Source organism: Paraburkholderia sp. SIMBA_030, assembly GCF_046535245.1.
In the GTDB taxonomy this organism is placed as follows: Bacteria; Pseudomonadota; Gammaproteobacteria; order Burkholderiales; family Burkholderiaceae; genus Paraburkholderia.
In genome coordinates this window covers 294,433-306,599 of the sequence record NZ_JAWRXB010000008.1, presented here as the reverse complement: position 1 = coordinate 306,599, position 12,167 = coordinate 294,433, and the positions used below count along the sequence as shown (strand labels likewise).

At 62.6% G+C, this 12,167-nt stretch carries 11 protein-coding genes; 7 read left to right on the top strand and 4 right to left on the bottom strand.

The window, feature by feature from the left end:
• Positions 1-46: 46 nt before the first annotated feature.
• Together SB772_RS16395 and SB772_RS16390 are read right to left on the bottom strand one after the other, a co-directional pair.
• Entirely contained in the window at positions 47-604 is a 558-nt protein-coding gene (locus SB772_RS16395; protein WP_410834279.1) for a CNP1-like family protein, read from the bottom strand.
• A 73-nt stretch (positions 605-677) separates the two neighbouring features.
• On the bottom strand, positions 678-1,403 hold the full coding sequence (locus SB772_RS16390; protein WP_410834327.1) for an RNA pyrophosphohydrolase: 726 nt from the start codon (positions 1,401-1,403) through the stop codon (positions 678-680).
• A gap of 283 nt (positions 1,404-1,686) precedes the next feature.
• Between SB772_RS16390 and SB772_RS16385 the strand changes: the two genes are divergently transcribed.
• Together SB772_RS16385 and SB772_RS16380 are read left to right on the top strand one after the other, a co-directional pair.
• Complete coding sequence (locus SB772_RS16385) at positions 1,687-3,423, top strand: proline--tRNA ligase (protein ID WP_410834278.1); 1,737 nt, start codon at positions 1,687-1,689, stop codon at positions 3,421-3,423.
• A gap of 12 nt (positions 3,424-3,435) precedes the next feature.
• Positions 3,436-4,035 (top strand): MarC family protein, encoded by a 600-nt coding sequence (locus SB772_RS16380; RefSeq protein WP_410834277.1) that lies wholly within the window; start codon positions 3,436-3,438, stop codon positions 4,033-4,035.
• Between the two features lie 94 nt (positions 4,036-4,129).
• Here the strand turns inward: SB772_RS16380 and SB772_RS16375 are convergent, their stop codons facing one another.
• Complete coding sequence (locus tag SB772_RS16375; RefSeq protein ID WP_410834276.1) at positions 4,130-4,681, bottom strand: hypoxanthine-guanine phosphoribosyltransferase; 552 nt, start codon at positions 4,679-4,681, stop codon at positions 4,130-4,132.
• 166 nt (positions 4,682-4,847) lie between these two features.
• The gene (gene ffh, locus SB772_RS16370) at positions 4,848-6,215 is read right to left on the bottom strand and encodes a signal recognition particle protein (RefSeq protein ID WP_410834275.1); all 1,368 of its coding nucleotides are present in this window, start codon (positions 6,213-6,215) and stop codon (positions 4,848-4,850) included.
• Between the two features lie 81 nt (positions 6,216-6,296).
• Here ffh and SB772_RS16365 point away from each other — a divergent pair, with 81 nt between their 5' ends.
• From SB772_RS16365 to SB772_RS16345, 5 genes are all read left to right on the top strand, one after another.
• Entirely contained in the window at positions 6,297-7,232 is a 936-nt protein-coding gene (locus tag SB772_RS16365; protein ID WP_410834274.1) for an inner membrane protein YpjD, read from the top strand.
• A gap of 9 nt (positions 7,233-7,241) precedes the next feature.
• Positions 7,242-7,565, top strand: coding sequence for a PP0621 family protein (locus SB772_RS16360; protein WP_410834273.1), 324 nt, complete (start codon positions 7,242-7,244; stop codon positions 7,563-7,565).
• Entirely contained in the window at positions 7,562-8,158 is a 597-nt protein-coding gene (ampD, locus tag SB772_RS16355) for a 1,6-anhydro-N-acetylmuramyl-L-alanine amidase AmpD (RefSeq protein ID WP_410834272.1), read from the top strand. The genes SB772_RS16360 and ampD overlap by 4 nt, the downstream gene beginning before the upstream one ends.
• A 128-nt stretch (positions 8,159-8,286) precedes the next feature.
• Positions 8,287-8,610 carry a hypothetical protein gene (locus SB772_RS16350; protein ID WP_410834271.1) on the top strand — a complete coding sequence of 108 codons (324 nt, stop codon included), beginning with the start codon at positions 8,287-8,289 and terminating at the stop codon, positions 8,608-8,610.
• Between the two features lie 45 nt (positions 8,611-8,655).
• A complete protein-coding gene (locus tag SB772_RS16345; RefSeq protein WP_410834270.1) occupies positions 8,656-11,652 on the top strand; it encodes a ribonucleoside-diphosphate reductase subunit alpha in 2,997 nt (998 codons plus the stop codon).
• The last annotated feature ends 515 nt before the right edge of the window (positions 11,653-12,167 follow it).

Sequence of the window (12,167 nt, the reverse complement as noted above, 5' to 3'; positions counted from 1 at the left end):
TTCCGTCCGCGACGCCTTCAGATTCGAAGAACGCTGACAAAGCGCCTTAGCGAATCAACGAGGTCGCCGTGCGTTTGTAGCGGATATTCTCGACAATCTGGCTCGCCTTGCCCGTCGGTATCTTGTTCGCGCACATATAGTCCTGGTACAGCGTTGCCTGATAGGCGTTCAGCGCGCCGTTCTCAATGCGCGTGAAGCCGTTCTCAACTGTCCGGTCCCAGCCGTCATGATCGGCGTTCAGGCCAGCATAGAGGCGCCATTCATATGTGTCGCAACGGATCCCTTCGTAGTTCACGTTGCGCGCGCCGCTCGAGCTCGTCACGACCACCGTATAGCGCACCACGCCGTCGGAGCCGACGCTGACGGAGTTTCTATCGATCGAAAACTGGAGCGGCGTATTACCGGAAACCTCGAAAGGCAACAGATTCGAGTCTTGCGGCAGCGGCGGCAAGGTGTCCACCTTGTTTTCAACCCAGTTGGTCGGCTTGTCCAGCAGGTAGTGGAACGCGCTGTCGTCCTGATTGGTAGGTTTGCCGGCGCTCGAACAGCCGGCCAGCAGGGCGCCGGTGGCGACGCACGCCACAACGAGAGCAAGTGCTTTCAATATGATTTCCTCGAAACGCCGGCGTGGCTCATGGAGCCGCGCCGGCAGAGGCGGCATGGACAGCCGCATAGAGTTATTGACTGCGCACGCCGCTACGCAAGAGCAAGCCGGTGGTTCCGCGATCCGGCTCGTTTTCCTGTTCCGATGCGGCGTCAACCGCGGTTCCCGACCCGCAATCGGACACAATCGACGTCGTGTGAATCGATGTTTCGATACTAACGGTGGTCACCGTCATTGCCGTCGAATCCGGCGGACTTTCCATCGACGACGCTATCCGGGGATAACGCGGCCCATGGTGCCCGCCAGGTTTTTCCGCACGCGGCGCAGCCCGGCGCATGAAACGGGAGAGTTCCGTCAGCGCCAACTGATACACATCCCGCTTGAACTCGATCACACAGTCGAGCGGCACCCAATACTCGTTCCAGCGCCACGCATCGAACTCAGGGTGGTCGGTGGCGCGCAAGCAGATGTCGCAATCGCGTCCAACCATCCGGAGTAAAAACCAGATTTGTTTCTGGCCGCGGTAATGACCGCGTACTTCGCGCTTGATGAACTTGTCAGGCACCTCGTAACGCAACCAGTCGCGCGTGCGACCGATCACCTTGACGTGCTCAGGAAGCAGCCCGGTTTCTTCGTGTAACTCCCGATACATAGCTTGCACGGGGGTCTCGCCGTACTTGATGCCCCCTTGCGGAAACTGCCAGGAATGTTCACGGAGCCGTTTGCCCCAAAACACCTCGTTGTGCGCGTTCAAGAGGATGATGCCGACGTTCGGGCGAAAGCCTTCACGATCCAGCATACAATCACCTTCGAATCCTTTAAAATTGCTTTGATTATAAACAGATAACGGACCCGACGCACCGATTCGCACCAGAATGGAACGATTCGCCGCAAAAGGGCCGTGTTTGCGGTAGCCTGTCAGTGTTTCTGCGCCTTACCCCTTGCTGCAAAGGCTTTGCGCGGCAGCGTCGGCGCCGCGGTCTGGCGGGCCTGCGCCAGGTCTGCGTTGGGTCTGCGTCGATTCCCCACCGTTTTCACCTTTCGGGCGGTCCCTCCGGAGCCGCCGCTTTTGGAAAATCTGAATGAAAGCTTCCCGTTTCTTTATCGGCACCCTGAAAGAAGCTCCCGCCGACGCCGAGATCGTCAGTCACAAGCTCATGGTGCGTGCCGGCATGATCCGCCGCGTCGCCGGCGGTATCTATAACTATCTGCCGATCGGCCTGCGTTCGATCCGCAAGGTGGAAGCCATCGTGCGCGAAGAAATGAACCGGGCAGGCGCGATCGAGCTGTTGATGCCGGCGGTGCAGCCAGCCGAGCTGTGGCAGGAATCGGGCCGCTGGGAAAAGTACGGCCCCGAACTGCTGCGCTTCAAGGATCGCAAACAATCCGATTTCGTGATCGGACCGACCCACGAAGAAGTGGTGACGGACATCGCGCGCAACCAGATCAAGAGCTACCGCCAATTGCCGGTGAACTTCTATCAGATCCAGACGAAGTTCCGCGACGAGATCCGCCCGCGTTTCGGCGTGATGCGCGGCCGCGAGTTCATCATGAAAGACGCGTACTCGTTCGACAAGGACGCGGAAGGCCTGCGCGAGTCGTATCGCAAGATGTACGACGCGTACGTGCGCATCTTCACGCGCCTCGGTCTGGACTTTCGCGCGGTGGCGGCGGACAACGGTTCGATCGGCGGCAGCGGCTCGCATGAGTTTCACGTGATCGCCGAGACCGGCGAAGACGCGATCGCCTATTGCCCGACTTCCGAGTTCGCCGCGAACGTCGAAGCGGCCGAAGCCCTGCCGCTGTATGCGCAACGCGCGGCGCCGGCCGAGGACATGAAGAAGACCGCAACGCCGGGCAAGGCGAAGTGCGAAGCGGTGGCTGAACTGCTGAACATTCCGCTCGAACGCACGATCAAGTCGATCGTCCTCGCAACGGAAAACGAAGGCGCCGAGCCGACCATCTGGCTGCTGATGCTGCGTGGCGATCACGATCTGAACGAGATCAAGGCGAGCAAGCTGCCGGGTCTGGCCGAATTCCGCATGGCGACTGAAGCTGAGATCGTCGAGACCTTCGGCACGCCGCCGGGTTACCTCGGCCCGATCGACACGAAGAAGCCGGTCAAGGTCGTCGCGGATCGCACGGTGGCGAACATGAGCGACTTCGTGGTCGGCGCGAACGAGGTCGATTACCACACTACTGGCGTGAACTGGGGCCGCGATCTGCCGGAACCGGTCGTCGCCGATATCCGCAACGTGCAGAAGGGCGATCCGTCACCGGACGGCAAGGGCGTCATCGACATCTGCCGCGGTATCGAAGTCGGCCACGTGTTCCAGCTCGGCACGAAGTATTCGGAAGCGATGAACGCCACGTGCCTCGATGAAACCGGCAAGCCACAGCCGATGGAAATGGGCTGCTACGGCATCGGTGTCACGCGTATTCTGGGCGCGGCAATCGAACAGAATTTCGACGACAAGGGCATCATCTGGCCGGAGTCGATTGCGCCGTTCGAAGTCGTGCTGTGCCCGATGGGTTACGACCGCAGCGAAGCGGTGCGCGAAGAGGCCGACAAGCTGTACGCGGCTTTGGTCGAAGCGGGCATCGACGTGATCCTCGACGACCGCGGCGAGCGCCCGGGCGTGATGTTCGCCGACTGGGAGCTGATCGGCGTGCCGCATCGTCTGGTGATCGGCGATCGTGGCCTGAAGGAAGGCAAGCTCGAATACCAGGGCCGCCGCGACGCTGAAGCGACGCTGCTGCCTGTCGAAGACGCCGCCCAAACGGTGATCGGGAAGATTCGCGCCGCCCTGGCGCGCTAAGCGGAGCGGACGGTGGAGTACACCTTCCTGTCCGCGACTGTCCTGCTGCTGCTCATCACCGACCCGCTCGGCAACATCCCGCTCTTTATCAGTTGCTTGCGCGGGGTGGCGCCGCAGCGGCGCACGATCGTCATTCTCCGTGAGGTGGCGATAGCCTTCACGATCCTGCTCGTCTTCATGGTGGTCGGCGACCGCTTTCTGCGCATGATGAGTCTGACCGACCAGTCGTTGCGGATCGGTGGCGGGATCGTGCTGTTTCTGATCGCGCTCAGGATGGTGTTCCCGCACCCGGACGGTCCGTTCGGCGGCGATACGCGCGGCGGCGAACCGCTGATCGTGCCGCTCGCCATTCCGGCGCTGGCGGGCCCGTCGGCGCTGGCGACGGTGATGCTGCTGACGTCGCAGGCGCCCGGCAAGATGTTCGAGTGGATCGGTGCGTTGACCGTCACGATGATCGTCTGCGCGATCGTGCTGATGCTGGCGGAGCGCATTCAGTCGTGGCTCGGCGAGCGTACGATGATGGCCTTCGAGCGGCTGATGGGACTCGTGCTAGTGGCGATTTCGGTCGAGATGATACTAGGCGGGATTCGCGCCTTCGTGCATCAGCTATGAGCGATTGCCGCTCTCGGCAAACAAAAAAGCGGCCTGCAAAGGCCGCTTTTTTTATCGCTGCAGCATCAACTGCAACGAAGAGCGCGTTGGAAACTCACGCCCCTTCGGTCAACGCCCGAATGGTGGGCAGGTTGCGCCAATAGCCTTTGGCGTCCATCCCGCAACCGAACACATAGCGGTCCGGCACTTCGAAGCCGCAGTAATCGGGACGCAGCGGCTTGGCCTTCGGGATGATTTTCTCGCACAGCACCGCGCTCAGGAAGCGCTTCGCGCCCATTGCGAGAATGCGGTCGCGGATCGCGGCCATCGTCTCGCCTTCGTCGAGGATGTCGTCGAGCACCAGCACCACGCGATCTTTCACCGACTCGGCCGGCGCCACACGCCACTGCATCTCGTTGCCGCCCTTGGTGGTGTTGCGGTAGCGGGTCAGGTGGATGTAGTCGAACTCGAGCGGGAAATCGAGGCGCGGCAGCAGCATGCCGGTGAACACCGCCGCGCCGCCCATCACCGACAGCACGAGCGGGAAATCCTCGCTCATTTCGTCGCGGATGGCGGCCGCCATGCCGCTGATCGACGCGTTGACGTCCTTGGCCGAAACGATTTCTTCGGAGTGGCTAAAAATGTGGAGAGCTTCTTCGCGGTTCATGACGTCTGACGGGCGGTAACTGTATACATAGTATGGGTGGGACGCCCCGAAGGAAGTCCCCTTGGGGGACGGCGGCGTACGGTACAGAATAAACCCGCACAAACCCGAAGTCAGTCGCGCATGCCCTTTATGCACAGAGCCACGCGCGTCGCCGTCCGGGTCAAGCTTAGCGCATGCCGGGCAACATCCCCTTCATGCCGCGCATCATCTTCTGCAGATTGCCGCCCTTGAGCTTCTTCATCATCGTGCGCATCTGGTCGTACTGATTCAGCATCCGGTTGACCTCCTGCACCTGCACGCCCGCGCCCGCCGCGATGCGGCGTTTGCGGGTGGCCTTGATGAGTTCGGGCTTGGCGCGTTCCAAAGGTGTCATCGAATTGATGATGCCTTCCATGCGACGCATCTGCTTTTCGGCCTGGCCCATGTTGGCGCCGGCAGCGGCTTGCTGGAACTGCGCGGGCAGTTTGTCCATCAGCGTGGACAGGCCGCCCATGTTTTTCATCTGCGAAAGTTGCGCGCGGAAATCGTTGAGGTCGAAGTCGCCGCCTTTCTTGACCTTGTCGGCGAGCTTCTGCGCGGCTTGCACGTCGACGCCGCGTTGCGCTTCTTCGACGAGGGCGAGAATGTCGCCCATGCCGAGAATCCGGTTCGCCATGCGGTCCGGATAGAAGATTTCGAGGCCGTCGAGCTTTTCGGCGACGCCGACGAACTTGATCGGCTTGCCCGTCACGTGCCGCACGGAGAGCGCCGCGCCACCGCGCGAATCGCCGTCGAGCTTGGTGAGCACCACGCCGGTCAGCGGCAACGCGTCGCTAAACGCCTTGGCCGTGTTGACGGCATCCTGACCCAGCATCGCGTCGACGACGAACAGGGTTTCCGCCGGTTTCAGCGTGCTGTGCAGCACGGCGATTTCCTGCATCATCGCTTCGTCGATACCGAGACGGCCGGCGGTGTCGACCAGCAGTACGTCATGGTAGTGGCGCCTGGCCCAGTCGACCGCAGCGCGCGCGATGTCGACCGGTTTCTGATCCGGTTCCGACGGGAAGAAGTCCGCGCCGACCTGCTCGGTCACCGTCTTCAACTGCGCGATAGCAGCCGGACGGTAGACGTCGCACGAGACGGTCAGCACCTTCTTCCTGTATTTCTCGCGCAGCAGCTTGGCGAGCTTGCCGACGGTGGTCGTCTTACCGGCGCCTTGCAGACCCGCCATCAGGATGACAGCCGGCGGCGTGACGGCGAGATTGAGTTCGACCGCCTTGCCCTCGTAGTCGCCGCCGATGATCGCGGTCAGCTCGCGCTGCACTACGCCGACCAGCGCCTGGCCCGGCGACAGGCTGCTGACGACTTCCTCGCCGAGCGCCTTCTCCTTCACCTTGGCGATGAACTCGCGCACGACGGGCAAAGCCACGTCCGCCTCGAGGAGCGCGAGGCGCACTTCGCGCAGCATTTCCTGGGTGTTCGCCTCGGTGAGCCGGGCTTCGCCGCGCAGCGTCTTGACGACGCGCGCCATCCGTTGAGTCAGATTGTCGAGCATGGGGAGCGATGAACAGTGCGGCCCGTGCAGCGCGCGAAGCGGAAGACGTCGCGGAGTAGGGGCCTAGTGTAAACTTCGAATATGGATATTGTACTGTATGCCCTCACCGCACTCCTGTACGGCGGTCTCGCCGTCGCCGGCTGGCGCTCGCACCGGCACGCCGCCGTGCGTCCCATGCTCGGGAGCGTGCCGCCGGTGCCGGCCGCCGCGGGCATGTCGACCTCATCGGCCCCATCGGCTTCCTCAGGCATGAGCACGTCGGGCCGCGCGCTGCTGTGTGTCGCGCTGCTCGCCCACGGCGTGCTGCTGCATACCACCATCTTTCCCCAGAACGCGATGGTGTTCGGTTTCGCGTTCGCGCTGTCGGCGATGTTCTGGCTTGGCGCCGGCATCTACTGGATCGAGAGCTTTTTCTTTCCGCTCGACGGCCTACGCCTGCTGGTGTTGCCGCTTGCTTGCGTGGCCTCTTTACTGCCGCTGGCGTTCAACGGCGTACGCGTGCTGCCGTATTCCGCCGCGCCGATGTTCAAGCTGCACTTCCTGATCGCCAACGTCGCGTACGGTCTGTTCGCGATTGCGGCGCTGCACGCGATTCTGATGCTGCTGGTCGAGCGCCGCCTGCACGCAATGCGCGGCGGGCTCGCGCAGCGGCATGCGGCCGCAGCAGGGAACGGCTGGCTGTCCAGTTGGCTCGATACCCTGCCACCGCTGTTGACGCTCGAAAAGCTGCTGTTCCGTCTGATCGGCGCCGGTTTCGTGCTGCTCACGTTGACGCTGCTGTCAGGCATCATGTTCAGCGAGCAACTGGTCGACCGTGCGTTGCGGCTCGATCACAAAACCGTCTTCGCGATTCTTTCCTGGGTGATGTTCGGCGCGCTGCTGACCGCGCGCAAGGTGTCCGGCTGGCGCGGCCGTGCGGCATTGCGCTGGGTGTTGGCGTCGTTCGTCGCGCTGCTGCTGGCGTACGTCGGCAGCCGTTTCGTTTTCGAGGTGCTGTTGCACCGTGCTGTAGTGTGAGCGTGTCCCATGCGACAAATTTTTCTGCTGATCCTGTTGTTCATCGTCGGCCAATGGCTGGTGAAGGCGCTGCGTCGTCATGACGCGCAAACGGCGCAACGTACCGGCGCGGGTGCAAGTTCGGGCGCGAACGGCGCTGCCGGGGCGAAAGGTCCGAACGGCGGCGCGCGTGCGTCCGAAGCGCCGCAACTCGCCGAGCCGATGATTCGTTGCGTCGAGTGCGGCGTGCATGCGCCGAAGAGCGAGTCGGTAGTCGTGGCGGGGCAGCCGTTCTGCAGCGCCGCGCACGCGCAGCGTCACGGCGCGCGGCCGACGGGCCGCGACGCTCGATGAGCGTCGAGTTCACCGTCGATCCTGACGGTTGGGTCGCCGCCGCACGCAAACTGCCATCGCCGAATTTCGAGGCGCGGCCCGCCGGTGCCGTGCCGACGCTGATCGTCGTCCACAACATCAGCTTGCCGCCCGGCGAGTTCGGCGGCAGCGCAATCGCCGAACTGTTCCAGAATCGTCTCGACTGCGACGCTCACCCGTACTACGACACGCATCTGCGCGGCGTGCGGGTGTCGGCGCATTTCGTAATCCATCGGAACGGCGCCCTCGAACAGTATGTGTCGTGCAACGAGCGCGCGTGGCACGCCGGACCGTCGAATTTTTTCGGCCGCGAGCGCTGCAACGATTTCTCGATCGGCATCGAACTGGAAGGCAGCGACACGACTGCCTTCGAAGCGGCGCAATACCGCACGCTCGGTGCGCTGGTGAGGGCGCTCGCGGCCCGCTATCCGGTCGAGGCGCTTGCAGGTCACTCGGACATTGCGCCGGGCCGCAAGACTGATCCCGGGCCTCATTTCGAGTGGCAGCGTCTGCAGTGCGACACCGCGCTGGCGGATCAGTACTTCCCCTATCTCAAGTTTTCCGGAACGCCGTAACGGCCCTTTCCGCTACTCCGTGGGATGCGAGGAGAGCAAGGCGCAGCCTTGCTCTCCGGGGAGTCGGCTTCGCGCCGTGCGATGCAAAAGTCAAGTCTTTGAAAGCAAATAAATCAATTTGCGCAGTCTTGAAAGTCCACTATACTTGGTGCCTGAAATTCAGTTTCGCACTATATCTTGTGTTGTCATGCGGCGCCCCGCTCCCCGAGCATGGCGCCGCAAGCATTCCAGACGGCGAAAAAACAATTCCTGCGGCGCGGTTGGTGGAGAGAACCGGCAGCGTCCAGAAGCATCCCGGAAAAAGGGCACAACAAGTGATCGCGATACACACGATGAAGACCGTTTTCAAATCAAATTCAGCTTCATCGCAGTCGTATCCCGCCACCCGGCTCGGCCGGCCTTTTTTCCGCACCCCATCGCTTGCGCACGCGGCGGCGCAGCGTTCGTTTTAACCCGCGGCTTTCTCCGCAACACTTCCAGGACCAGGAGCTTTGCACATGCAAACCACCGATAACGTGACGACCCGGTACGAGGGCTCACCCACTGGCCAGGCCTTCGGCCAGGCACCAGGCGCACAAGCGCTCGCGCCGCAAGCGACGTATGCCGACTACAAGGTGATCCGTCGTAATGGCAGCGTGGTGTCGTTTGAACCGTCGAAGATCGCCATCGCCGTGACAAAGGCATTTCTGGCCGTCAACGGTGGTCAAGGCGCAGCGTCGGCACGGGTGCGCGAACTGGTCGAGCAACTCACGCAGAACGTGGTGCGCGCGCTCGTGCGCAGCCGTCCGAACGGCGGCACGTTCCATATCGAAGACATCCAGGATCAGGTCGAACTCGCGCTGATGCGCGGCGGCGAGCACAACGTCGCGCGTGCGTACGTGCTGTACCGCGAGAAGCGCACCCAGGCGCGCGGTCACGACGAGCAAATCGTCGCCAACACGCCGGGTCTGAACGTCACAGACAACGGCGTCGCGCGTCCGCTCGACATGGCAGCGCTGCGCGGCATCATCGAATCCGCCTGCGCGAACCTGGGCGACGCCGTAAGCGCCGATCCGATCATCGCCGAAACGGTGAAGAACCTGTACGACGGCGTGCCGATGAGCCAGGTCTACGACTCGGCGATCCTGGCTGCCCGCACGATGATCGAAAAGGATCCGGCTTATAGCCAGGTCACCGCACGCATCCTGCTGCACACGATCCGCCGCGAGATCCTCGAAGAGGAAGTCACGCAAGCGGAAATGGGCGAGCGCTACGCCGAGTACTTCCCGCAATTCATCAAGCGCGGCGTGCAAGCCGAGCTGCTCGACGACAAGCTGCTGCAGTTCGACCTGAAGCGCCTGGGCGCCGCACTCGACAACAACCGTGATCTGCAATTCGGCTACCTCGGTTTGCAGACGCTGTACGACCGCTACTTCCTGCATCACGACGGCGTGCGCATCGAAATGCCGCAGGCATTCTTTATGCGTGTCGCGATGGGTCTGTCGCTGAACGAGATCGACCGCGAAGCGCGCGCGATCGAGTTTTACAACGTGCTGTCGAGCTTCGACTTCATGTCGTCCACGCCTACTTTGTTCAACTCGGGCACCCGCCGCTCGCAACTGTCGTCGTGCTATCTGACGACGGTGGACGACGACCTCGACGGCATCTACGAAGCGCTGAAGGAAAACGCGCTGCTGTCGAAGTTCGCCGGCGGTCTGGGCAACGACTGGACGCGTGTGCGTGCGCTCGGCTCGCACATCAAGGGCACCAACGGCAAGTCGCAAGGCGTGGTGCCGTTCCTGAAGGTGGTCAACGATACGGCTGTGGCCGTGAACCAGGGCGGCAAGCGCAAGGGCGCGGTGTGCGCGTACCTGGAAACGTGGCACCTGGACATCGAGGAATTCCTCGAGTTGCGCAAGAACACCGGCGACGACCGTCGCCGTACCCACGACATGAACACGGCGAACTGGATTCCCGACCTGTTCATGAAGCGCGTGCACGAAGGCGGCGACTGGACGCTGTTCTCGCCGTCCACCTGCCCGGACCTGCACGACAAGTTCGGCGCCGAGTTCGAAACGGCTTACACGGCTTACGAAGACAAGGTCGCGCGCGGCGAGATCAAGCTGTTCAAGAAGATCCCGGCGGCGCAACTGTGGCGCAAGATGCTGGGCATGCTGTTCGAAACCGGTCACCCGTGGATCACGTTCAAGGACCCGTGCAATGTGCGCTCGCCGCAACAGCACGTCGGCGTCGTCCACTCGTCGAACCTGTGCACGGAAATCACGCTGAACACCAGCGACGCCGAAATCGCCGTCTGCAACCTGGGTTCGGTGAACCTCGTCGCCCACCTGAAGGAACAGGCCGACGGCACGCTGGCGCTCGACCACGACAAGCTCAAGCGCACCGTCGGCGTGGCGATGCGCATGCTCGACAACGTGATCGACATCAACTACTACGCGGTCGCCAAGGCGCGTAACTCGAACCTGAAGCACCGTCCGGTGGGCTTGGGCATCATGGGCTTCCAGGACTGCCTGCACCTGCTGCGCACGCCGTACGCGTCGCAAGAGGCGGTCAGCTTCGCCGATACGTCGATGGAAGCGGTCTGCTACTACGCTTACTACGCGTCGACCGAACTCGCGCAAGAGCGCGGCCGTTACTCCAGCTACCGCGGCTCGCTGTGGGATCGCGGCATCCTCCCGCAAGACTCGGTGAAGCTGCTGGCCGAAGCGCGCGGCGGCTATGTCGAAGTCGATTCGAGCGAATCGATGGACTGGACCGAACTGCGTTCGCGCATCGCCACCTACGGCATGCGCAACTCGAACTGCGTGGCGATCGCGCCGACGGCGACGATCTCCAACATCATCGGCGTGTCGGCCTGCATCGAACCGACCTTCCAGAACCTGTATGTGAAGTCGAATCTGTCGGGCGAGTTCACGGTGGTCAACGATTACCTGGTGCGCGACCTGAAGGCGCGCGGCCTGTGGGACGAAGTGATGGTCGCCGACCTGAAGTACTTCGACGGCACGCTCTCGCGCATCGACCGTATCCCGGCCGACCTGCGCGCGATCTACGCGACCGCGTTCGAACTCGATCCGGTGTGGCTGGTCGAGGCGGCTTCGCGTCGTCAGAAGTGGATCGACCAGGCGCAGTCGCTGAACATCTACATGGGCGGCGCGTCGGGTAAGAAGCTCGACGAGATCTACAAGCTCGCATGGGTGCGCGGCCTGAAGACCACGTACTACCTCCGCACGATGGCGGCGACGCACGTCGAGAAGTCGACGGTTGCACACGGCGCGCTGAACGCGGTGAGCTCGGGTGGCGGCGAAGGCTCCGGCGGTGCGGCTGGCGGCGCGGCGGGTGGTTTCGGCGCGAGCGGTGGCGCTGCTTCGGGCGGCATCCAGGCGGCAGCGGCAGCGCCGGCAGTCGCAGTCGAAGCTGCGCCGGAAGCGGATGGTCCGGTGTGCATGATGCGTCCGGGCGATCCTGGTTTTGAAGAGTGCGAGGCTTGCCAGTAAGAGGCAGGCAACGGCGAGGCAAGCAGCAGGATCGCTGCTTGCTGACGGGTTGGTAGGTGTTGTAGGTGTTGACCCGCATGCAGTGAAGCAAAGCAGCGCAACAGATGAGCGGTGTGACAACGAATCTCGAAGCCGCGCCGCTCGTCGAAGCAGCGAAGCCGGAAAGCGCGGCAACAGATTGAAGTAGTGAAGCGGTAGATAAGCAGTCGGCAGCACAGACGCAGCGCTCGACGCCGGGCGCTCAGCAAACGGTTCGATCGACGGCTCGATCAGCACAACCGGCCACATGCATCGCTGAACATTGCACTGAACTTCACCTCGCTAGCGCCGACCAAGGGGCAAACGCGAGGCAGCAAGAAGTAACCGCAAGACGCTGCAAGCACGCTCCGCAATACAAATAGATAGAGCAGCGAAAAGTCACTTCGACACGTTGCTCTTCGAGCTCGCGAAGCACCTCGACGACACACGTTCAACACGCTTCACATGAGGCGTCACACACAGTCTGTTGAACAAAG

What these genes read in the sequence shown, in the direction of transcription:
- SB772_RS16360 (WP_410834273.1), top strand. Translation starts at nt 7,242, where the DNA reads ATGCGACAAATTTTTCTGCTGATCCTGTTGTTCATCGTCGGCCAATGG.
- SB772_RS16375 (WP_410834276.1), bottom strand. Translation starts at nt 4,681, where the DNA reads ATGAACCGCGAAGAAGCTCTCCACATTTTTAGCCACTCCGAAGAAATC.
- SB772_RS16385 (WP_410834278.1), top strand. Translation starts at nt 1,687, where the DNA reads ATGAAAGCTTCCCGTTTCTTTATCGGCACCCTGAAAGAAGCTCCCGCC.
- SB772_RS16365 (WP_410834274.1), top strand. Translation starts at nt 6,297, where the DNA reads ATGGATATTGTACTGTATGCCCTCACCGCACTCCTGTACGGCGGTCTC.
- SB772_RS16345 (WP_410834270.1), top strand. Translation starts at nt 8,656, where the DNA reads ATGCAAACCACCGATAACGTGACGACCCGGTACGAGGGCTCACCCACT.
- ampD (WP_410834272.1), top strand. Translation starts at nt 7,562, where the DNA reads ATGAGCGTCGAGTTCACCGTCGATCCTGACGGTTGGGTCGCCGCCGCA.
- ffh (WP_410834275.1), bottom strand. Translation starts at nt 6,215, where the DNA reads ATGCTCGACAATCTGACTCAACGGATGGCGCGCGTCGTCAAGACGCTG.
- SB772_RS16390 (WP_410834327.1), bottom strand. Translation starts at nt 1,403, where the DNA reads ATGCTGGATCGTGAAGGCTTTCGCCCGAACGTCGGCATCATCCTCTTG.